The organism is Rhizohabitans arisaemae (assembly GCF_025996515.1).
GTDB lineage: Bacteria > Actinomycetota > Actinomycetes > Streptosporangiales > Streptosporangiaceae > Rhizohabitans > Rhizohabitans arisaemae.
Window position 1 is genome coordinate 733434 of record NZ_BLRH01000060.1, and the last position, 21787, is coordinate 755220.

Consider the following 21787-nt stretch of genomic DNA (forward strand, 5'->3'; position numbering starts at 1 on the left):
CTAGGTCCGTGGCCCGAGGTACAGCGCCCGTCGGCCCTCTCCGAACCCGAGAATATCAGGGATCGCTTATATAAGTAACATCTAACCCTCATGTCCGGTGGCCTCCATCGGATCCACCGGACATCCGGCTCTCGTCACCGGCTGCCGCCGTGGACGCCGCAGGTCACTGGAACTTCTCGAACTGCCCGATACCCCCGGAGCGCGCCCGCAGTATCGCGTGCGAGGTACCGCTGTACCAGAACTCATTCGCAACATATGTGTCATTGAGGTACGACCTAATGGCCACACACCCGGTCCCACAGCTGTGGAGCGCGAACTTCTCCGCCGCTCCGACCGCCGACGAGCGGGCCCGCAACATCGAGGTGTAGATCCGGGGGTAGGTCGGCTCCACGGCCACGTACATGCCGTTCGCCTGAGACTGGATGGTGGTGTACAGCCCCTGGCAGACGGTGTAGAGGTCCTGGTTGCCGACGGCGGAGGCGACGGCATGCAGCATCGCGTGGAAGTAACCGGCGCCCCCGACATCCGTCCTGACGTAGTAGCCGCTGCCCAGCGACTTGATGGTGACGTTCGAGGTGCAGGGCGACGGGGGCAGCGGGCCGGAGTTGACAAGCTGGGAGATGGGAATCGTCTGTACGGTCGCCGACGTCGCGGCCGCGGCCGATGTCCCGAGACCGAGCGCCACCGACATCACCACCGCCACCTGGAAGAGCTTTCGCATGCCGCGCGACAAACCGACGTGCTTCATGTTGTGCTCCTTTCGGGTACCTGAAGAAGGCCTCCACAACGGACTCCTGCGCCGTCATGGTTCACAGCCCAGCGATTACCTCGACGCGGTTATGCGATCCGGCGGCCGAGCTGCCGACCACGGCGGAATCCGAAGACTTCACCGGTCATTGAAATCGCTCCCATGCACCGACCGTGGACGCGCGGGCGCGCAGCATCCCATGCAGCCCACCGCCGTTCCCCAGCTCCGCGGAGACATACAGCCCATTGGCACTGGATCGAATCGCCACGCACCCGGTTCCGCAGCTCTCCAGCGAGAACCGCTCCCATGCACCGAGCTCGGACGCGCGGGCGCGCAACATCCCGTTCAATCCACCGCCGTTCCCCAGCTCCGCCGAAACGTACGCCCCATTGGCCTGGGAATAGAGAAAGGAGTTCGCCCCGTCGATGCAGACGGTGTAGAGCTCCCACTCTCCGATAGCCGTGGCGCGAGCCCGCAACATCGCGTGAAGTTCGCCGCCGTTCCCCAGCTCCGCCGAAACCAACCGGCCGTTGGCCTGGGAGGTGAAAGTGACATTCTGCATACAGGCCGACTGCCGGACTCCGGAGGCGAGAATCTGGGAGATGGAGATTCCCGCCGGCACGGACGACGTCGCGGCCTGCGCGGGTACGCCGAACGCAAGCACGGCCACCGCCGCCACTGCTCCCTGAAAAACTCGACGTACCTCACGCCGAAGCCGTGCGTGCTTCAACCTTCACTCCTGGTGTCTGCTATCCAAAGGAAGACTTGTAACGGCACCACGCCGTCACGGTTCACAACCCGGCGATTACCGTGTCGCCGTTGTCCGACCCCGATCGGACCCACCCGACGACGAATCGAAGCCGGGGACGCCGCATGTCACTGGAACTGTTCCCAAGCGCCGATACCCCCGGCGCGAGCCCGGAGCATCGCGTGCCATCCGTGGGCGTTTCCGAGCTCTGCCGCGACGTAGAGACCGTTTGCAAGTGACTTGAGTGCCACGCACCCGGTCCCACAGCTCTCGAACCGGAACTGCTCCCACGGTCCGACCGCGGACGAACGGGCCCGCAGTGTCCCGTTGAACGCGTTGGGAAACCCCAGCTCCGCGGCGACGTACAGGCCGTTGGCCTGGGACTGAATGGTGGTGTAGGACCCGACGCAGACGGTGTAGAGCTCCCAGCCTCCGACGGCGGTGGCCCGGGCGGCCAGCATCCCGTACCACGCGCCGGAGTTCCCCAGCTCCGCCGTGACGTACTTCCCGTTGGCGAGCGACTTGATGGAGACATTCGACGTGCAGGACGACGCCGACTGGACTCCTGAACCGACCAGCTGGGAGATCGGGATCACCTGCGAAGCTCCCGAAGCCCCGGCGGGTGCCGGCATACCGAGCACCAGCGCAGCCGAAACCGCCGCCACCGCTCCGTGGAATAGGCGACGTGCCCTACTCGGAAGGTGTACGCGCTTCACCTTCACTCCTCTCGGTCGGAATTTCCGAAAACGACTCCGGGCCGGTATGGATCGCAAGTAGGCGTCTCCGGTGGCACCGCTTTTCGTTTGCAGATATGGACTGCTCAACCTGCCGCGAACAGCCAAACCTCTCCCGGTGCACGGACTGCGGAAATCTCTTGCGTCAATCTCAGTCCTTGCCGGAGAGTTGGCGCCGCATTAACTAGAGAGACAATCCCTCCTGTCGCCAATTTTGTCAATAGTCCGATTGCGGAAAGCCCGCCGGGATCCGGCACGCCATGTCGATCAACCGATTCAATCTCATCTTCAAAATTCTGCGACAGCCTGGCGTACGAATAGACCTTGAGCTGCAAGAATCTATGGAGAATTCAAAAAGATGAGCCCGATGAGATTGCGGCAACAAACAGTGGGGCAAATTAATGGAGTTCCCGAAAGAATTCCCGGGCGACTTAATTCGCCGACGTACGCTAATCCGCCTGGAATCCGGAGCCGTGCCGGTAAACCCAGCCGACAGGATGCCTGCGCCTGACCTGGGCCCAGGTCTTCGGATCGCATTCACGCGCGGCGAGCCTTCTGAAGGCCGTTGCCGGCAGATGATAGGACCGGGAAACATCGACCCAGCTCGTACCGCCATGGGAACGGCTGTTCCAGCCGGTCGAGGATATGGGGATGAGCTTGTGGCTGTGCGCGGAATTCTGATTGCGACTTGTGATTTTGAGGACCTCGGCGCTCCGCGCGTGGGTCCGCAGCACCAGGCACGGCCGATCTTTGGCTCCGCCGCCTTCCTCAAACGGGACTTCGGCGAACCAGATCTGACCGGGCGCGGGGCGACCCCGCCAATCGGACGGGGGCTGTGCGTGAAGACGAGGGCGGAATCCGGCCGACACACGCCGGAGAAAGAAGACCAGAATTCCCAGGGCGGTCAGCGCGATCGCAGCCACCAGCAGCGGGAGAACCCCGGCCTCCATCGACAGGCACCTCACCTTCAGGTCCGGGGACCCGCGAACCGCGGGCCCCTAGGACATGAGACTCCCGAGCTTTCGGAGGCCGGTCAAACAGCCAGGTCTTCGATCCGGGGAGAGGCCCGGATCTGAGACGGTACGGCGTGCGGCGCCCGGACCTGGGCGCCGCACCCGTTTCAGCGTTTCGGGTCGAGGCCGGCCTTGCGGAACGCCTCGGCGAACGCGCCGCCGGGGGATCCGCCGCGGTCCTGCTGCTTGGGCTGGAATCCGCGCCGCTGGTTGTCCCGGCGTCCACCGCCGGACCCTCGCTGCTGTTCGGTTCGGCCTGAGGTGGCCTGGTCTTCCAGTCGCAGGGTGAGCGAGATGCGCTTGCGTGGAATGTCCACCTCCAGCACCTTCACCCGGACGATGTCACCCGACTTCACCACGTCGCGCGGGTCTTTCACGAAATTGTGGGACATCGCGGAGACGTGGACGAGTCCGTCCTGGTGCACCCCGATGTCGACGAAGGCGCCGAAGGCCGCGACGTTGGTGACGACGCCTTCAAGGATCATGCCGGGCTTCAGGTCGGCGATCTTCTCCACGCCCTCCTTGAAGGTGGCGGTCTTGAACGCCGGACGCGGGTCCCGTCCCGGCTTCTCCAGCTCCTTGAGGATGTCGGTGACGGTGGGCAGACCGAAGGTGTCGTCCGTGAAGTCGCCCGGCCTGATCGCGCGCAGCGCCGTACCGTTGCCGATCAAGGTGCCGATCTCGTGGCCGGTGGTCTGCAGGATCCGACGGACAACCGGGTACGCCTCGGGGTGCACGCTGGAGGAGTCGAGGGGGTCGTCCCCCGCGGGGATGCGGAGGAAGCCGGCGCACTGCTCGAACGCCTTGGGGCCGAGCCGGGCCACGTCCTTGAGCGCCTTGCGGGAGCGGAACGGGCCGTTGGTCTCACGGTGGGCCACGATGTTGTCGGCGAGGGTCGAGCCGATGCCCGAGACCCGGGTGAGCAGCGGCGCCGAGGCGGTGTTGACGTCGACCCCGACCGCGTTCACACAGTCCTCGACCACGGCGTCGAGGGAGCGGGAGAGCTTCACCTCGGAGAGGTCGTGCTGGTACTGCCCGACGCCGATCGACTTGGGATCGATCTTGACCAGCTCGGCGAGCGGGTCCTGGAGCCGGCGGGCGATGGACACGGCGCCGCGCAGCGAGACGTCGAGGCCGGGCAGCTCCTGCGAGGCGTACGCGGAGGCCGAGTAGACGGAGGCACCGGCCTCGGAAACGACGATCTTGGTGAGCTTGAGCTCGGGACGGAGCTTGATCAGATCGGCGGCGAGCTTGTCGGTCTCCCGCGAGGCCGTACCGTTGCCGATCGCGATCAGCTCGACCCGGTGGAGCTCGGCCAGCCTGCCGAGGACCGCGAGGGACTCGTCCCACCGGCGCCGCGGCTCGTGCGGGTAGATCGTCTCGGTAGCCACGACCTTGCCCGTCGTATCGGTCACCGCGACTTTCACCCCGGTTCGCAGCCCCGGGTCGAGACCCATCGTGGGCCGGGCTCCGGCGGGGGCGGCGAGCAGGAGGTCGCGCAGGTTGGTGGCGAAGACCCGCACCGCCTCCTCCTCCGCGGCCTGCCACAGGCGCATCCGCAGGTCGATGCCGAGGTGGACCAGGACGCGGGTACGCCAGGCCCAGCGGACCGTGTCCGTCAGCCAGCGGTCGGCCGGTCGGCCACGGTCGGAGATCGAGAAGCGGCGGGCGATCCGGAGCTCGTAGTCGCTCGGGCCGTCCGGCGTCTCGTCCGAGGGCTCCAGGACGAGGCTGAGGGCCTCCTCCTTCTCGCCGCGGAACATCGCCAGAATCCGATGCGAGGGGAGCTTGCCGAACGGCTCGCTGAAGTCGAAGTAGTCGGCGAACTTCGCCCCGGCCTCCTCCTTGCCCTCACGGACCTTGGACACCAGGCGCCCGCGGGACCACATCTGCTCGCGCAGCGCCCCGATGAGGTCGGCGTCCTCGGCGAACCGCTCGACCAGGATCGCCCGGGCGCCGTCCAGCGCCGCACCGGCGTCGGCCACCCCCTTGTCGGGGTCCACGAAGGCCGCGGCCGCCGCGAGCGGGTCGACCGAGGGGTCGGCGAGGAGCCCGTCGGCGAGCGGCTCCAGCCCCGCCTCCCGGGCGATCTGTGCCTTGGTACGCCGTTTGGGCTTGTACGGCAGGTAGATGTCCTCCAGCCGAGCCTTCGAATCGGCTTCCATGATCCGGGCCTCAAGCGCGTCGTCGAGCTTGCCCTGGGATCGGATCGACTCCAGGATCGCCGCCCGGCGCTCCTCCAGCTCGCGCAGATAACGTAGCCGTTCCTCAAGCGTACGCAGCTGCGCGTCGTCGAGGGTCCCTGTCACTTCCTTCCGATAACGGGCGATAAATGGCACGGTGGCCCCGCCGTCGAGCAGTTCGACCGCGGCGTCCACCTGGTGCTCGCGCACGCCAAGCTCGTCGGCGATCCGCCGATGAATAGACATCGTCACAGTTCTGGTCCGTCTTCTCCCTGCGAGTGGGGGGATCGATTCTCCCGGAGCCCGCCACCCATTGTCCCCCCGACCACCGACAAGACCGCCCCTTGGGCTTCAGGACCGCCGCCGGGAAACACCGGCCCACGGTGAAACACCGGCGAGGTAACGTGAATGCGGCCACGTGGCCGACCGGGCTGTTGATCGGCTGCTGCGACGCGCACCGGGGGCGCCCAGGTCCCCAGCCAGGCCGAATTCAGGGGTGATGATGGCCGAAAGTGCCGTGTGGGGGTGCGTGGCAGGTCTCTAAGCTGGTCACTTCGACTGTGCAGGACGTAGCGACGGATATACCAGGGGTTGACGGATGAGGACGATGGAACCGCGGCGCGCGGCACTGGTCACCGCGGCCACGGTGGGCGTGATCACGCTTGGCGGGGTGGCCGTGGCGGCCCCCGCGTCGGCCACCGGGCTTTCGCCGGAGCCAGGCCCGGTGGAGAACGTTCCGGGCTTCAGCGTCGACTGGTATCTCGACGTGGTCACTTTCGCCTCGCTCACCCCGAAGTGGTTGCAGTCGTTCACCGCGTTCTTCACCAGCGGGGCGGTGGTGCTGCTTGCCGTGATCATGATCGTGGGGTGGTGGCTGGCCCGGCGCAAGGACGCGCACCAGGTGGCGCTCTCCCTGCTCGCACCGGTGGGGGCGGGCGCCGCGTACCTGGTGAGTGAGACGATCAAGACCTTCCTCGCGACGAACCGGCCGTGCCGGACGTTTCGCAGCATCGTCACCGTGGCCGAGTGTCCTCCGATGGAGGACTGGACGTTCCCCAGCAATCACGCGACCGTCGCGGGCGCCGCAGCCATGGGGATCTTCTTCTTCTGGCGGGCGATGAGCGTTCCCGCCTTCTTCATCGCGGTCTCGACCGCTTTCTCCCGTGTCTTCATCGGGGTGCACTACCCCCACGACGTCATCGTCGGCTTCCTGATCGGCTGCGTGGTCGTGTCGGCCGTCATCCTGATGTTCGAGGTACGGGCCACCCGGCTCGTGGAACGGCTGCGGCCCGTCCCGCTGCTCGCCCCGCTGCTCTCCGCGGGCGGCGGTGGCGGGAAACGCCGGAGAGGAGGGTCGTTGGAACCCTCGGCCCAGTCGCAGAACACGGATCGGCCGCCGCGGGAGTGGCGCTGACCGGCGGGCTCAGACTCCCCCGCGGGCGCCGTACACCTGCCCGGTCAGCGTGGTGAGCCTGCGAACGGCACCGCTCCAGGAGCCGCCGGCCGGATGAAGGCTGAGCACGACGACGATCCACCGGTCGCCCTTGCCCACCAGGCCGGTGGTGTGCAGGACCGGTCGGCCGAGGCCGAGGTCGGGCGCCGCGGCGGCCGTGACCGTGGAGACCGGGGAAGCACCGAAGGTGAAAGCGGTCTTGGTGGCGGTACGGCTCTGCGGGCAACGCACCGGAGGTACGGACCCGAAGCCCGACCAGCCCTGCTTGATCGCCCAAGGCCGGGGCAACGCACCGGGAATGCCGAAGTACTGGTCGAAGTGGTCGAGACCGCAGCGGGTGGCCTTGCGCAGATGGCCGAGGATGATCTCGCGGTTCCGCGGGTGGGTCCGCTCCATCAGGTACCGGTAGGTCGTCACGACGTCCGCCGCGCTGATCGCGGTGTATCCCCAGAACCCCGGCTTGGCGGCGGGTGGGGGCTGGGTGTCCTTCAGGCCCAGTTTGGCCCGCATCCGCTGGACGATCGCCCGTTTCCCGCCCTTGGTCCAGAGAGCGGTCGCCGCGCCGTCGCCGCTGGACCGGAGCATCGCCTTGAGCAGCGCGTGGTCGGCGGCGGACACCGTGGCGTCCGGCCGGATGCGGTCCAGCCGGTCCAGGGCGATGAGGAGTTTGACCACCGAGGCCGAGCGGAACGTCGCGCGGGCGTCGTGCTGGACCGCGACCCGCCCCGTCGACCGATCAAAGACGACATATCCAGCTTTGACACCGGGAGGAATCACCGGTTTCGCCGCGGCGGCCGCTGGGTTCGCCACAACGCCTCCGGTGGCGAGCACCGCCACAAGGGTGATCTTCAATGCGTATGACATCACCCGACAATCCCTACCAGATCTCGCGAACGAGGACCGGTGCGTCACCCGAGTCGCTGGTAGCCGTACGGATGACACACCGGGATTTCCGGTGCGGTGCCCGATAAAATGCCATACATCACATACCCGGACAAGCAGGTAAATGTAGCCATTTGATCACTCCAAGGGATAATTGCTGCTAAAAGCCTCACTAGGATGTGAAAGGTGCTGAGCAGCCACCGACTGCGTGTCCTCCTGGAGGTCTTCCGCACCGGAAGTATCGCCGGGGCGGCGCGCAACCTGCAGCTCTCACCGTCCGCCGTCTCCCACCAGCTCGCCAAGCTGGAGGACGAGGCCGGAGTCGGACTGGTGGAACGGGGCGCGCAGAGCCTCCGGCTGACCGCCGCCGGGCGGCGCCTGGCGGTCCGCGCCCAGGAGGTCCTCGACATCATCGAGTCGGCGGAGAAAGACCTCCTCACCCAGGCCCGCGCCGACGCGGGACAGCTGCGCATCGGGTTCTTCGCCTCGGCCGGCTACCGGCTGATCCCCCTCGCCCTCTCCCGCTTCGCCGCCCGGCACCCCGGCATCCAGCTCGACCTCGCCGAGGGACAACCCCACGAGCTCATGCCCGATCTGGAACGCGGCGACCTGGACGTTCTCGTGGTTTTCGAGCACGCGCTCGACCCGTGGCGACCACCGGAGGGCGTGGAGGTGGCCTACATGTTCGATGAGCCGCAGCTCCTGGTGGTGCCCGCCGGGCACGCGGCGGGGCTCCGCGCCCGGGTCCGGCTGGCCGACCTCGCCGCCGAGCCGTGGATCACGACGTTCGGCACCAGCACCCCGACCTCGATTCTGGAACGCGCGAGCGCCCTGGAGGGGTTCACCCCGTTGATCCGCTGCCGCAGCGACCACTACGAGGTGACCCTGGGCCTGGTTCGGGCGGGGCTGGGCGTCGCGCTCGTCCCGAGCCTCGGCGTCCACGGCGCCACCGGGATCCAGGTCTGCCGACTCGACGCGCCCAAGCTGTTCCGCCGGATCGGCGTCGCCCTGCGGCCGACCAACCCCAATCCGGCGTTGCGCCCGTTCGTCGCCTACATGCGCAACGCCTCCGCCCAGATCAAGCACTCGCTCAGCCCCCACCTGCGCTGACCCGCGGCCGGGCGCCGACCCGGGACCGTCGGATACGGCACCCGCGGCCCCGCGTCGAACGGCGAACGGCCCGCAAAAGCCGGCCCAGCCCGTAACGATCAGAAGGTGTGCCCCACGTTCTCGGCGATCGCCAGACCGGCCTGCCGTACCGCGGCGACCAGCCCGTACTCACTCCCCGGCTCCCCGTGGGCGAGTACGGCGTAGCCCACCTGCCCGGCGGGCCCGGCCATGACCCCCACATCGGCACGGGTCCCGGTGTCGGTCCCGGTCTTGTTCGCGACCCACACGGTCCCCGGCGGAACCGGCGAGGGGCGGACCTTCGCCTCCTGGTCGTGCGGGAGCAGCGCGGGGACGAGGCCGTGGTCGGTGTTGGCCCCCATCCAGCCCAGCAGCATCCGCGCCCACGGGTCCTCGCCGCCGACGATGACCGCGAGGCGGGCGAGTTCCCCCGCCGTGCCCAGGGCGAACGTCACCGCGTCCCCCGGACCCCGGTGGTCCCGGATCCGGTCGAGCAGCCGGGTCCGGGAGAGCCCGAGGGCCGCCGCCCCGGCGTTCACCTGGTTGAGCCCGACGTGCCGGAGCAGCGCGTTGGTGGCGGTGTTGTCGCTGACGGCGGCGGTGAGCAGCGCGAGGTCCCCGATGGACCAGCGTCGCGCGGAGAGCGCCGTCAGCAGGCCGGAGCCGCCGCAGTAGTCCTCGTCCCGGAGGACGACCTCCTCCTCGGGATCCAGGATGCCCGCGTCGATCTCCATCGCGGTCTCGGCGAGCAGCAGGAGTTTGCCGACGCTGGCGAGCGGGAGCTCCAGGTCGTCGTTGACCCCGCGGCGGCCGTGGACCGCGACGGCGAGCGTGCCCGGGCAGTTCTCCGCGACCTGTGCCAGATCGATCACGTGCTCAGCACCTTTCCCGGGTGTCGTCCGGTGTCGGCGCCGTCGGCGACCACGATCTCACCGGCGACGACGACGGTTCTCACCCCGCCGGGGGGCAGCAGCGGATCGGTGTAGGTGGCGCCGTCGGCGACGAGGCCGGGGTCGAAGACGACGAGGTCGGCGTGGGCGCCGTCCCGGATCACACCCCGCCCGGCGAGACCGAAGCGTTCCGCCGCCATCCCGGTCATCTTGTGGACCGCGCTCTCGATCGTCAGCAGCCCGAGGTCCCGGACGTATCGCCCGAGCACCCGGGCGAAGGTTCCGGCCCAGCGCGGATGCGGATGACCTGGTTTGGGAACGCCGTCCGAGCCGATCATCGAGAAGGATCCGGTCAGGACCCGCTGGACGTCGTCCTCCCGCATCGAATGACTGATGATCGTGACCTCGCCCCGCTCCGCGATCAGCAGCTCGGCCGCCACGTCGAGCGGGTCGGATCCGCGCTCGACGGCGATCTCGGCGACGGTACGGCCTTCGGCGGCGCGATGCCGGGGCGCGCAGGCGACGGAGATCCGGTCCCAGCCGCCGTTCCCCACGGTGTTCTCCCAGCCCGCGACGCCCTCGCGGATCGCCTGGCGCATCCGCTCCCGCTGCTCCGGGCTGCGCAGCCGGGTGATCAGCGCGTCGATTCCCCCGTCGTTCGCCCACGGCGGGAGCATCGCCGACAGCGAGGTGCTGGCCGCGGTGTAGGGGTAGACGTCGCAGGTGACGTCCATCCCGGCGGCCCGCAGCCCGGCGAGCCTCGGCATCGTGCGGGCGGTACGGCCCCAGGCGTGCTTGCCGGCGGTCTTATGGTGGGAGACGTGCAGCGCCGCGCCGCTGAGGCGGGCGATCGCGATCGCCTCCTCCAGTGCCTCCTCGACGCGGGACATCTCATCGCGCAGATGCGTGACGTACGGCTTCGCGTGCCGGGCCGCCACCGTGGCGAGGGCGACGACCTCGCTCGTGTCGGCGTAGGTGCCGGGGGTGTAGATGAGCCCGGTGGAGAGCCCGGCCGCCCCGGCGGTGAGTGCCCGGTCGAGCAGGTCGCACATGAGGGCGAGCTCGTCGGGGCTACCCGGCCGGTCGGCGTACCCGATCACCCCGGCGCGCAGGGTTCCGTGCCCGACCAGGGAGACGAGGTGGTTGGCCCGGGGTACGGCGCGCTGCGCCCGTACAAAATCCTCAAAACTCTGAAATATCCCGATCTGTTCGCCGAATTGGGCCTCGCTCTGCCGGCGCATCGGAGCCATCCGCTCCGGCAGCGCGGGAAACAGGCTGATCCCGCAGTTTCCGCAGATCTCGACGGTCACGCCCTGCCGTACCGAAGCCCGCGACAGCTCGTGGCCGGCCGCACCCAGCAGGGTGACCGCGTCGGAGTGGGTGTGCACGTCGATGAAGCCGGGGGCCACGATCGCCCCGGTGGCGTCCACGGTCCGCTCGACCTCGACGACGGGTGAGTCGCCGGGAAGGAGGACGATCCGTCCGTCCACCACCCCGACGTCGGCGCGGCGGAGCGGCCCGCCCGTCCCGTCCGCCACCGTCCCGCCGCGCACCAGCAGGTCCAGGCGCATCAGACCACCTGACCGAGGAAGGCCCGGGTGCGCTCGTGCCGGGGGTTGCCGAGGACCTCCCGGGGCGGCCCCTGTTCGACGATCACGCCGCCGTCGATGAAGACCAGGTGATCGGCGACCTCCCGGGCGAAGCCCATCTCGTGCGTGACGACCATCATGGTCATCCCGTCCGCGGCGAGGTCGCGCATGACCGTGAGCACCTCTTGGACCAGCTCCGGGTCGAGCGCGCTGGTCGGCTCGTCGAACAGCATGAGCTTGGGGCTCATGGCGAGACTGCGCGCGATCGCGACCCGCTGCTGCTGGCCGCCGGAGAGCTGGGCCGGGTAGTAGTCGGCCCGGTCGGCGAGGCCGACCCGGTCGAGGAGCCGGCGGGCCAGCCGTTCGGCGTCCACCCGGTTGACCCGCTGGACGGTGACCGGCCCCTCCATCACGTTCTCCAGCGCGGTGCGGTGCGGGAAGAGGTGGAAGCGCTGGAACACCATCCCGATGCTCTCCCGCTGCTTGCACAACTCGGCCGGTTTGAGCAGGCACAGGCCACGGCGCCGGGAACCGCGCCCGTCGAGCTCCCGGTAGCCGATGAGCTCCCCGTCGACCCAGATCCGGCCCGCGGTGATCGTCTCCAGCCGGTTGACGCAGCGAAGCAGGGTCGACTTGCCGGACCCGGAGGGGCCGACCACGCAGACCACCCCGCGCTCGGGGACGTCCAGGCTGATGCCCCGGAGCACCTCGTGCGAGCCGAAACTCTTGCGGACCTGCGAGATCCGCACCATCGCCTCGGTCATGCGGTGCTCCTGAAGCCGAAGGGGTTGAGGTTCTTGCGTACCCGCCGGGTGAGCCCGTCGTAGCCGCGGTTGAACCGCCGCTCGATGAAGTGCTGGCCGACGCTGGCGATCGTGGTGAGCACGAGGTACCAGATCGAGGCCACGATGAGCAGGGCGATGACCTCGAAGTTCTCCAGGTAGATCCGCTGGGCCACGGTGAGCAGTTCGGCACCGGCGATCACCGAGACCATGGAGGTCGTCTTCAGCATCGAGATGAACTGGTTGCCGGTCGGCGGGATGATCACGCGCATCGCCTGCGGCAGCACGACGCGGCGCAGCACCTGGGTGTGGCTCATGCCGAGCGCCTCGGCCGCCTCCCGCTGGCCGGGGTCCACGGCCCGGATGCCGGCCCGGACGATCTCCGCCATGTAGGCGCCCTCGTTGATCGCCAGCCCGAGGAGCGCGGCGGTGAACGGGGTGATCAGCTCGTTGGCCTGGAACTCGATCAGTTTGGGCCCGTCGAACGGGATCCCGAAGCTGATCTCGGGAAAGACCAGGCCGATGTTGAACCAGAAGATCAGCTGGACCAGCAGCGGGGTGCCGCGGAAGAACCAGGTGTACAGGGCCGCGGCCCCCCGGAGCACCGGGCTGTCGGAGAGCTGGAACACCGCGGTGAGGACGCCGAGCGCCAGGCCGATGGCCATGGAGAGCACGGTGAGCTGGATCGTCACCCAGAGCCCGCCGAGGATCCGGTCGTCGGTCAGGTAGCCGCCGATGACGTCCCAGTGCAGGTTCTCGTTGACGATGATCGTGTAGGCGAGCCAGACCAGGGCGAGGACCGCCGCCCCGGCCGCCACCCAGCGGCCGGGACGGGGCGGGCGCACCGCGCGGATGGTCTCCGCGTCCGGCGTCTTGGTCACCATGCCTTGGTGTTCACCGTGATCGCGGGGACCGCGTTGGCGCCGACGCCGTAGCTTTCGAGGATCTTGGTGTACTCCCCGCTCGCCAGCAGCTCCTGCATCGCCTTGGCGACCGCGTCCCGCAGGCCGGTGTTGCGCTTGTCGATGGCGATGCCCCACGGCCCGGCGTCGTACTGCTCGGGCAGGACCTCGTACTTGCCGCTCTGCTTGGCGTACATCGCCGCCACCGGCGAGTCCACGATCGTGGCCACGGTCCGGCCGGACTCCACGCTGAGCAGGCCGGTCGGCGCGTCCTCGCTCTGCAGGATCTCCATCTTCTCGGCGCACTTCTCGTTGGCGCGCTGGCCGATGGCAAGGTTGGAGCTGCCCTTGGCCAGGACGACCTTCTTGCCGCAGAGGTCGGTGATGGTCTTGATGCCCTCGGGGTTGCCCTTCTTCACCATGATCGCGCCACCGGCGTTGAAGTAGTCGACGAATTCGACGGCGGCCCGGCGCTGCTCGGTGTCGCTGAGCGAGGAGAGCACGATGTCCCAGCGTCCGCCCTGCAGCCCGGGGATGAGCCCGTCGAAGGCGGCGTTGGTGATGGTGAACTTGAGCCCGAGCTTGTCGGCGATGGCCTTGCCGAGGTCGGGGTCGACGCCGGTCAGCTCGCGGGTGCCCTCCTTGTACATCTCCATGGGCGGGTACCCCTCGGAGGTGGCCACGCGGAGCTCACCGGACTGGCGGATCTTGTCGGGCACCAGGTCGCGAGCGGTCTTCGCCGCCGCGGCGGGGGTGTCGCCCGTCTTCGTCTCGCTGGACGACGAACGTCCGCACCCGCTGACGACCACGGACAGGGCGAGTGCCGCGCCAATCGCGGTGACCAGGTTCTTTCGCATGGATTCTCCCACTTTCGCGGCATATTTCGCGACAATGGGCCATATGGTGACAACGCTCGGTCACCCGCCCAACCGTCGTGACCGCTTGTGAGCCTCAGCGAGCAAGTTTTCGATGCTCGCCCGGCCCGGCCCGGCGCAGCCCGTACCGTCACCCCATGACCCAGGTCCTTGAGCACGCATGGCCGTACACGGCGGAGCGCGTGGACGGCGAACTCCGCATCGGCGGGATCGGCGTGCGGGCGCTCGCGGCCGAGTACGGGACGCCCGCCTACCTCCTCGACGAGGCCGATTTCCGCGCCCGCTGCCGGGAGTGGCTCGACGCGCTCCCGGACGGGGACGTGCACTACGGCGGCAAGGCGTTCGTCTGTCCCGAGCTGGTGCGCTGGCTCGTCGAGCTCGGCCTCCGCCTGGACGTGTGCACCGGCGGGGAGCTCGCCGTGGGCCTGGCGGGCGGGATGCCCCCCGAGCGGATCACCTTCCACGGGAACAACAAGTCGCCGGCCGAGCTGCGCCGGGCGGTCGAGACGGGGGTCGGCTGCGTGGTGGCCGACTCGTTCACCGAGATCGACCGGCTGGCCGCGCTCGCCGCCGGGCTCGGCGTCCGGCAGCGCGTGATGGTCAGGGTCACGCCCGGGGTGGACGCCGCCACCCACGCCTCGATCGCCACCGGCGGGGAGGACTCCAAGTTCGGCTTCTCGCTCAGCGCGGGCCTGGCCCTCCGGGCCGCGGGCCGGGTGCTGGCCGAACCGGCGCTGGAGCTCGTCGGCCTGCACTCCCACATCGGCTCCCAGATCCTGGACACGACCTCGTTCGCCGCGGCGGCCCGGCGGATGGCGGGTCTGCTGGCCGAGGTGGAGCGGGAGTACGGCGTGCGCCTGCCCACCCTCGACCTCGGGGGCGGGCTCGGCATCGCCTACCGGCCGGAGGACCCGCGCCCGCCGAGTCCGGCCGAGCTGGTGGCGGCGCTGCGGGAGGCGCTGCCGGGCGACGTCCGGCTCGCGGTCGAGCCCGGCCGGTCGATCGCCGGTCCGTCCACGGTCGCGCTGTACGAGGTCGGCACGGTCAAAGGCCGATATGTCAGTGTCGACGGAGGTATGAGCGACAATCCCCGCCCGGCGATGTACGGCGCCCCGTACACGGCGGTGCTCGCCTCGCGGGAGTCCGACGCCGCCGAGTCCGTCGTGACCGTGGTGGGCAAGCACTGCGAGAGCGGTGACGTCCTGGTGCGCAACATCCCGCTCCCCGGCGACCTGCGTCCCGGCGACCTGCTCGCCGTCCCCGCGTCGGGGGCGTACCAGCGCTCCATGGCGAGCAACTACAACCATGTCGCCCGCCCGCCGGTGATCGCCGTGCGGGACGGCGCCGCCCGGGTGGTCGTCCGCCGGGAGACCGAGGAGGACCTGCTCCGCCTGTACCCATGAACGCCCTAATGGGGGGATGATGCGTCTATGAGCAGGAAAGCCCCTAAGGACGACTTCTCCGATGAAGGTCTCCGCGTCACACCACCCAAACGGCAAGCCGCCGGAGTCCCCGCCGTGCTGGTGTCGCTGCGCCACGCCCAGGCGCAGATGGGGGTACGGCGCAGCGTGCGCACCCTGCTGAAGGTGAACCAGAAGGACGGCTTCGACTGCCCCGGGTGCGCCTGGCCGGAGGGCGAGCACCGCGCCACGGCGGAGTTCTGCGAGAACGGCGCCAAAGCCGTCGCCGAGGAGGCCACCCTGCGCCGGGTCGGGCCGGAGTTCTTCGCCGAGCACCCGGTCGCCGAGCTCGCCGAGCGGACCGACCACTGGCTGGGGCAGCAGGGACGGCTGACCGAGCCGATGTACCTCGCCCCCGGCGCCACCCACTACACCCCGATCGGCTGGGACGCCGCGTTCGACCTGGTCGCCGAGGAGCTCGCGGCGATCGAGCCCGACGAGGCCGCGTTCTACACCTCGGGGCGCACCGGCAACGAGGCCGCCTTCCTCTACCAGCTCCTCGTCCGCATGTACGGCACCAACAACCTGCCGGACTGCTCGAACATGTGCCACGAGTCCAGCGGATCCGCGCTCACCGAGACACTCGGCGTGGGCAAGGGCAGCGTGTCCCTGGAGGATTTGGAGCGGGCCGACCTCGTCTTCGTGGTGGGGCAGAACCCCGGCACCAACCATCCCCGGATGCTCACCTGCCTGGAGCGGGCCAAGCGCGGCGGAACGAAGATCATCAGCGTGAACCCGCTGCCGGAGGCCGGGCTGATCCGGTTCAAGAACCCGCAGCGGCCCTCCGGGGTGCTCGGGAAGGGCACCGGGCTCTCCGACCTGTTCCTGCAGATCCGGCTGAACGGGGACCTCGCGCTCTTCCGCGCCCTCAACCGGCTCCTGCTGGAGCGCGACGCCGTCGACGCCGGATTCGTCGCGGAGCACACCCACGGCTTCGACGCGTTCGCCGCCGACGTGACCACCACGGGCTGGGACACCGTGCTCGAAGCCACCGGGCTGAGCCGGGCCGAGATCGAACAGACGCTGGAGCTGGTCCTGGCCGCCGACCGGATCGTGGTCTGCTGGGCGATGGGCCTGACCCAGCACCGCAACTCGGTGCCCACCATCCGGGAGATCGTCAACTTCCTCCTGCTCCGCGGGAACGTCGGCAAGCCGGGCGCCGGGGTGTGCCCGGTCCGTGGGCACAGCAACGTGCAGGGCGACCGGACCATGGGCATCAACGAGAAGCCCCCGCGCCCCTTCCTGGACGCGCTCGGCGCCGAGTTCGGCTTCACCCCGCCCCCGCACCACGGCTACGACGTGGTGGAGAGCATCCGGGCGATGCGCGACGGCAAGGTCAAGGTCTTCTTCGCGGTCGGCGGCAACTTCATCCGCGCCACCCCCGACAGCGAGGTCACCGAGGCGGCGATGCGCCGGTGCCGGCTCACCGTGCACGTCTCCACCAAGCTCAACCGCTCGCACGCGGTCACCGGGGAGCGGGCGCTGATCCTGCCGTGCCTCGGCCGTACCGAAACCGACCATCAGGCGGGCGGCCCCCAGTTCGTCACGGTCGAGGACTCCATGAGCGCGGTGCACGCCTCCTCGGGCACGCTGGAACCGGCCTCACCGCACCTGCTCAGCGAGGTCGCGATCGTCTGCCGCCTCGCCGAGCGGGTGGTCGGCGACTCGGTGCCCTGGCGGGAATTCGAGGGGGACTACGACCTGATCCGGGAGCGGATCGCCCGGGTCGTGCCCGGCTTCACGGACTTCAACGCGCGGGTACGGCGTCCCGGCGGGTTCGTGCTGCCGCACGGGCCGCGCGACAGCCGTACCTTCCCCACCGCCACCGGCAAGGCCAACTTCACGGTCAACGAACTCACCGTCCTGCGCGTCCCCGAGGGCAGGCTGCTGCTGCAGACCGTCCGGTCGCACGACCAGTACAACACCACGATCTACGGCTTGGACGACCGGTACCGGGGTATCCGGCAGGGACGCCGGGTGGTCTTCGTCAACCCCGCCGACCTGGTGGAGCTGGGACTCGCCGACGGGCAGCGGGTGGATCTGATCGGTGAACACGCGGACGACGCCCCGCGGCGGGCCCCCGATTTCCGGATCGTCGCCTACCCGACGGCCAAGGGGTGCGCCGCCGCCTACTTCCCCGAGACCAACGTCCTGGTCCCGCTGGACAGCACGGCCGAGGTCAGTAACACGCCGACCTCGAAATCTGTAGTGGTACGGCTGGTGCCGGCGCACGGAATCGAACAGGAAGCCGAATAGCGGGCCAGCCAGTATAAATTATTCACGAGGATTTATGTACATTCGTACATATAAATCGAACAATTGATTTTCCATCCTCCGCTAATCTGTGAAGAGATGTTTCCTCGGCGGGGGAATGACGTACGTTACCGGGTAAGCGATGATTCACCGTTTCTCGGGGTGGGGGGACGATGGCGGATCCAGAGGCGGTTCAGGCCGCGGTCGCGGTGATCCAGCAGCTCGTCGACGAGATCAACGTGGCGGTGCACCGGGTCGAGGCGTGGCTCGGCACGCAGACCTGGGTCGGCTCACCGACCCGGCAGTGGGAAGAGGAGTTCGCCGAGCGACGCGCGGCGCTCGCCGGTTTCCTCGACGGCCCGGTGTCCGCGGAGGTCGACGAGGTGCTGCTCCGAGCGAGCCACATCCATCGCAAGGAGTGACCACGATGACCTTTATCGGCGTGGATCCCCACAATGTCCGGCATCTGGCGATCGAACTCGCCCAGCTCTCCGAGGTTCTTGACCGATGCCTTCCCCGGATAGAAAACCTTATTAACGGACACGGCGGACATATCAGCTTAAGCGCGATTAATTTGGTACACGGGGAAATCGAGAAGTCCGCAGGGGAAATGGCGGCGCGGGCCACGCTCGCGGAACGGCTGGCCGGCGATCCCTCGCTCCGGCAGCCCGGCCCGATGGTGCGGATCCCCTTCGACGTCGCGGAGGTGTCACGCACCACCGCCGAACTCGACGCCCGGGAGCACCCGGCACCCGATCCGGAGCCGCTCGCCCCCGACGCCCCCGGCCGCAGGGCAGATCGCACATCCACCCACACAAGCCTGTGCGAATCGCCCATATCTGGATGACCTTCCGCTGGTCTACCGTGCGGGCATCCGGCACGGCACGTGGAGGACCCGATGCCTCACCCCACGACCAGCGGCACCCCGATCGGCCACGACGACTACGCGCTGGAGCGCGTCCCCGCCGGTGCCCGCTACTCCTGGATGACCGTCGCCGTCCAGCGGTTCGGACAGCTCTCGGCCCTCTCCCAGTTCCTGCTCGGCGCGACCCTCGGCCTCGGCATGACCTTCTGGGACGCCGTCCTCGCCATCACCCTCGGCGCGATCATCCTTGAGGTGGTCGCGATCTTCGTCGGCATCGCCGGGATGCGGGAGGGGATGTCCACCTCGGTGCTCGCCCGGTGGACCGGTTTCGGCCGGATGGGGTCGGGCCTGATCGGCCTGGTGCTCGCCATCGCCCTCATCGGCTGGTTCGGGGTGCAGAACGCGGTCTTCGCCGACGGCCTGAAATCCCTGCTCGGCGGTCCGCCGGTCTGGGTGTGGGCGATCGTGGCCGGGCTGGCCGTGATCGTCATCGTGGTGTACGGCTTCGCGTCCATGGCGTGGACCGCCTACATCACCGTCCCCGCGTTCCTGGCCCTCGCGGGCTGGTCGATCTCCGTGGAGCTCTCCCGGCACCCCCTCGGCGACCTGGTCGCCTCCGACCCGGCCGGGGTGATTCTGACCATCCCGGCGGCCACCACGCTCGTCGCGGGGGGCTTCATCGTCGGGGCGGTCATCACGCCCGACATGACCAGGTTCAACCGGAGCGTCGGCGACGTGGTCAAGCAGACCCTGGTCGGCATCACCCTCGGCGAGTACGTCATCGCCCTGATCGGGGTGCTCCTCGCCCACGCGCTCCGGACCGGCGATGTGACCCAGATCGTCAGCACCACCAGCGGCGCGATCGGCACCCTCATCCTGATCGCCTCCACGTTGAAGGTGAACGACTGGAACCTCTACTCCTCCTCGCTCGGCATCGTCACGATGATCGACTCGGTGCTGGGCGTCCGGGTCAACCGGGTGCTGGTCACCGTCGTCTTCGGGGCCGTCGGCACGGTCCTGTCCGCGGTGGGGATCCTCAGCCGCTTCATCGACTTCCTGGTCCTGCTGAGCGTCGCGGTGACCCCGGTCGCCGCCATCATGGTGGCCGAGTACTTCGTGGTGCGACGGTGGCGGCCGATCCTCGCCGCCTCCCGGGAGTCGGGGCGCCTCCCCGAGCACGCCCCCACCTGGGTGCCGGCCACCCTGGCGGTCTGGCTCGCCGCGTTCCTCATCGGCTACTACGTGGAGTGGGGCATCCCCGCCCTCAACGCCCTGGTCTTCGCCTTCGTCGCCTACGCCGCACTGGGCCGCCTCGGACTGATCCGGGGCATCGGCGAACCCCGCGTCCTGGCGGTGTCCGCCGCGTGAGCGCCCGCCTCCCCCGGCCGATCCGGTACGGCGCACGCGGCCCGGGCGCCGCAGGCCGTACCGGGCGATCTGCCGGGAACCCCAAGAGCCCGGCCGGGTACGGCCCCCGCGGCACCCACCCCGCCGCGAACCGTACCCGGCCGACCCCCGGAGCCGGCGGGAACCCGGCCGCAGGCCGTACCGGAGAACGATTGGAAGGGGTCGACCGGAGAGAGGAGGCGCCGTGACGCGCATCGAGCGGACGCTGCGCATCGGGATCGACGTCGGCGGCACCAACACCGACGCCGTGCTGATGGACGGGACCGCGGTCCTGGCCGAGGTGAAGACGTCCACCACGGACGACGTCACCTCCGGGATCGTGGCCGCGCTGCGCGGCCTGGCGAGCGCGCGGGAGTTCGCCCCGGGGCAGATCCAAGCGGTCATGATCGGAACCACGCACTTCACCAACGCGATCGTGGAGGCGAGCCGGCTGACCGAGACCGCGGTGATCCGGCTGGCGCTCCCGGCGACCCGGGCGCTCCCGCCGATGGTCGACTGGCCGGACCGGCTCCGCCTGGCGATCGGCGACCACGGCTACCTCTGCCACGGTGGACACGAGTTCGACGGCCGGGTGATCGCGCCGATCGATCCGGAGGAGATCAAGAAGGTCGCGGCCGACCTGCACGCCAAGGGGGTCCGATCCGTCGCGATCTCCTCGGTGTTCTCCCCGGTAAGCGCGGAGTTCGAGCAGCTCGCAGCGGACGTGCTCCGCGCCGAGCTGCCCGAGGTGCACATCAGCCTCTCGCACGAGATCGGCCGGATCGGCCTGCTGGAGCGGGAGAACGCCACGATCATCAACGCCTGCCTGCGGGACCTGGCCGACGGGATCGTGGACGCCTTCGGCACGGCGCTCCAGACGGTGGGGATCGACGCACCCCTGTTCCTCTCCCAGAACGACGGCACGCTGATGGACGTCGAGTACACCCGGCGCTATCCGGTGGCGACGTTCGCCTCGGGCCCCACCAACTCGATGCGCGGCGCCGCCTTCCTGTCCGGCCTCGCCGACTGCGCGGTGGTGGACATCGGCGGCACGACCACGGACGTGGGCGTGCTGGCACGCGGCTTCCCCCGGGAGTCGGCGACCGAGGTCGACCTCGGCGGGGTCCGCAGCAACTTCCGGATGCCGGACGTGCTCTCGGTGGGCATCGGCGGCGGGAGCAGGGTCCGGGGGACGGCCGTGGGGCCGGACAGCGTGGGGTACGAGCTGACGCGGCGCGCGCTGGTCTTCGGGGGAGACACGCTGACCGCGACGGACCTGGCGGTGGCCGGCGGGCTCGCCGAGATCGGGGACCCGGGTCTGGTGGCGCACCTGGATCGGAGCGCGGTCCGGGCGACCCTGGCGCGGATCGCCCGGGACGTGGCCGAGATCGTGGACCGGATGCGGACCTCGGCGGCTCCGCTGCCGGTGGTGGTCGTCGGCGGCGGGTCGATCCTGCTCCCCGACGAGCTGCCCGGCTTCCCCGACGTCCGCCGGCCCGACCACTTCGCGGTGGCGAACGCCATCGGGGCGGCCATCGCGCAGGTCGGCGGGGAAGTGGACCGGATCTTCGCGATCGGCGTGCTGACCCGGGAGGAAGTCCTGGAGCACGCCAAGGCGGAGGCGCTGGACAAGGCCGTCGCCGCGGGCGCGCGGCCGGAGAGCGCGCAGATCGTGGAGGTGGACGAGGTGCCGATCGCCTACCTGCCCGGCAACGCGGTCCGCATCAGGGTCAAGGCCGTCGGGGAGCTTGAGGTGGCACGCGCGTGATTCAGCCGAATTCCTCCGGCGGGCCGGCCGGCCCCGCCGGACGCCGGGTCTCATGGAGCGTCTCGGGCGCACGGTCGGTGAGATCCGGGGAACCCGGAGCCCCGTGGCCGCGACCGGGGCCTCCGTCC

21 protein-coding genes are annotated in these 21787 nt (G+C 69.4%); 9 read left to right on the forward strand and 12 right to left on the reverse strand.

From position 1 onward, the window contains the following. Positions 1-163 precede the first annotated feature (163 nt). The 6 genes from RUR_RS31885 to RUR_RS31910 all read right to left on the reverse strand — a co-directional run bounded on the left by RUR_RS31885 (position 164) and on the right by RUR_RS31910 (position 5678). Positions 164-748: a fascin domain-containing protein gene (locus RUR_RS31885; RefSeq protein WP_283138934.1), complete on the reverse strand. Its 585-nt coding sequence runs from the start codon at positions 746-748 to the stop codon at positions 164-166. 145 nt (positions 749-893) lie between these two features. Beyond that, positions 894-1427, reverse strand: a complete 534-nt coding sequence (locus RUR_RS31890; RefSeq protein WP_283138935.1) for a fascin domain-containing protein — start codon at positions 1425-1427, stop codon at positions 894-896. A gap of 197 nt (positions 1428-1624) precedes the next feature. Continuing rightward, entirely contained in the window at positions 1625-2092 is a 468-nt protein-coding gene (locus tag RUR_RS31895; RefSeq protein WP_283138936.1) for a fascin domain-containing protein, read from the reverse strand. Between the two features lie 224 nt (positions 2093-2316). Then, positions 2317-2565: a hypothetical protein gene (locus RUR_RS31900; protein WP_283138937.1), complete on the reverse strand. Its 249-nt coding sequence runs from the start codon at positions 2563-2565 to the stop codon at positions 2317-2319. Between the two features lie 114 nt (positions 2566-2679). Then, positions 2680-3180 carry a type II toxin-antitoxin system PemK/MazF family toxin gene (locus tag RUR_RS31905; RefSeq protein ID WP_283138938.1) on the reverse strand — a complete coding sequence of 167 codons (501 nt, stop codon included), beginning with the start codon at positions 3178-3180 and terminating at the stop codon, positions 2680-2682. A gap of 170 nt (positions 3181-3350) precedes the next feature. Then, positions 3351-5678: a Tex family protein gene (locus RUR_RS31910; RefSeq protein WP_283138939.1), complete on the reverse strand. Its 2328-nt coding sequence runs from the start codon at positions 5676-5678 to the stop codon at positions 3351-3353. Between the two features lie 346 nt (positions 5679-6024). On the opposite strand from RUR_RS31910, the gene RUR_RS31915 reads away from it, so the two are divergent. Beyond that, the gene (locus tag RUR_RS31915; RefSeq protein WP_283138940.1) at positions 6025-6840 is read left to right on the forward strand and encodes a phosphatase PAP2 family protein; all 816 of its coding nucleotides are present in this window, start codon (positions 6025-6027) and stop codon (positions 6838-6840) included. Positions 6841-6849: 9 nt separating this feature from the next. Here the strand turns inward: RUR_RS31915 and RUR_RS31920 are convergent, their stop codons facing one another. Next, positions 6850-7743, reverse strand: a complete 894-nt coding sequence (locus RUR_RS31920) for a serine hydrolase (RefSeq protein WP_283138941.1) — start codon at positions 7741-7743, stop codon at positions 6850-6852. A 204-nt stretch (positions 7744-7947) separates the two neighbouring features. Between RUR_RS31920 and RUR_RS31925 the strand changes: the two genes are divergently transcribed. Continuing rightward, entirely contained in the window at positions 7948-8871 is a 924-nt protein-coding gene (locus RUR_RS31925; protein WP_283138942.1) for a LysR family transcriptional regulator, read from the forward strand. Between the two features lie 98 nt (positions 8872-8969). Here the strand turns inward: RUR_RS31925 and RUR_RS31930 are convergent, their stop codons facing one another. From RUR_RS31930 to RUR_RS31950, 5 genes are read right to left on the reverse strand one after another with little or no spacing between them, the layout of a single operon-like run. Further along, complete coding sequence (locus RUR_RS31930; protein ID WP_283138943.1) at positions 8970-9761, reverse strand: serine hydrolase; 792 nt, start codon at positions 9759-9761, stop codon at positions 8970-8972. Then, positions 9758-11350 carry an N-acyl-D-amino-acid deacylase family protein gene (locus tag RUR_RS31935; protein ID WP_283138944.1) on the reverse strand — a complete coding sequence of 531 codons (1593 nt, stop codon included), beginning with the start codon at positions 11348-11350 and terminating at the stop codon, positions 9758-9760. Before RUR_RS31935 ends, RUR_RS31930 begins: the two co-directional genes overlap by 4 nt. After that, positions 11350-12132 carry an amino acid ABC transporter ATP-binding protein gene (locus tag RUR_RS31940; protein ID WP_283138945.1) on the reverse strand — a complete coding sequence of 261 codons (783 nt, stop codon included), beginning with the start codon at positions 12130-12132 and terminating at the stop codon, positions 11350-11352. Before RUR_RS31940 ends, RUR_RS31935 begins: the two co-directional genes overlap by 1 nt. Beyond that, a complete protein-coding gene (locus tag RUR_RS31945) occupies positions 12129-13031 on the reverse strand; it encodes an amino acid ABC transporter permease (RefSeq protein ID WP_283138946.1) in 903 nt (300 codons plus the stop codon). Before RUR_RS31945 ends, RUR_RS31940 begins: the two co-directional genes overlap by 4 nt. Then, positions 13028-13909 (reverse strand): ABC transporter substrate-binding protein, encoded by an 882-nt coding sequence (locus RUR_RS31950; protein WP_283138947.1) that lies wholly within the window; start codon positions 13907-13909, stop codon positions 13028-13030. Before RUR_RS31950 ends, RUR_RS31945 begins: the two co-directional genes overlap by 4 nt. 155 nt (positions 13910-14064) lie before the next feature. Between RUR_RS31950 and lysA the strand changes: the two genes are divergently transcribed. From lysA to RUR_RS31985, 7 genes are all read left to right on the forward strand, one after another. Next, positions 14065-15330, forward strand: a complete 1266-nt coding sequence (lysA, locus tag RUR_RS31955; RefSeq protein WP_283138948.1) for a diaminopimelate decarboxylase — start codon at positions 14065-14067, stop codon at positions 15328-15330. A gap of 27 nt (positions 15331-15357) precedes the next feature. Further along, a complete protein-coding gene (locus RUR_RS31960; protein WP_283138949.1) occupies positions 15358-17643 on the forward strand; it encodes an FdhF/YdeP family oxidoreductase in 2286 nt (761 codons plus the stop codon). Between the two features lie 170 nt (positions 17644-17813). Then, entirely contained in the window at positions 17814-18062 is a 249-nt protein-coding gene (locus tag RUR_RS31965) for a hypothetical protein (protein WP_283138950.1), read from the forward strand. A 5-nt stretch (positions 18063-18067) separates the two neighbouring features. Beyond that, positions 18068-18487, forward strand: coding sequence for a hypothetical protein (locus RUR_RS31970; protein ID WP_283138951.1), 420 nt, complete (start codon positions 18068-18070; stop codon positions 18485-18487). A gap of 51 nt (positions 18488-18538) precedes the next feature. Next, a complete protein-coding gene (locus RUR_RS31975; RefSeq protein ID WP_283138952.1) occupies positions 18539-19873 on the forward strand; it encodes a purine-cytosine permease family protein in 1335 nt (444 codons plus the stop codon). Then, complete coding sequence (locus RUR_RS31980) at positions 19870-20100, forward strand: hypothetical protein (protein WP_283138953.1); 231 nt, start codon at positions 19870-19872, stop codon at positions 20098-20100. The genes RUR_RS31975 and RUR_RS31980 overlap by 4 nt, the downstream gene beginning before the upstream one ends. Next, positions 20097-21659: a hydantoinase/oxoprolinase N-terminal domain-containing protein gene (locus tag RUR_RS31985; RefSeq protein ID WP_283138954.1), complete on the forward strand. Its 1563-nt coding sequence runs from the start codon at positions 20097-20099 to the stop codon at positions 21657-21659. Before RUR_RS31980 ends, RUR_RS31985 begins: the two co-directional genes overlap by 4 nt. Positions 21660-21787 lie beyond the last annotated feature (128 nt).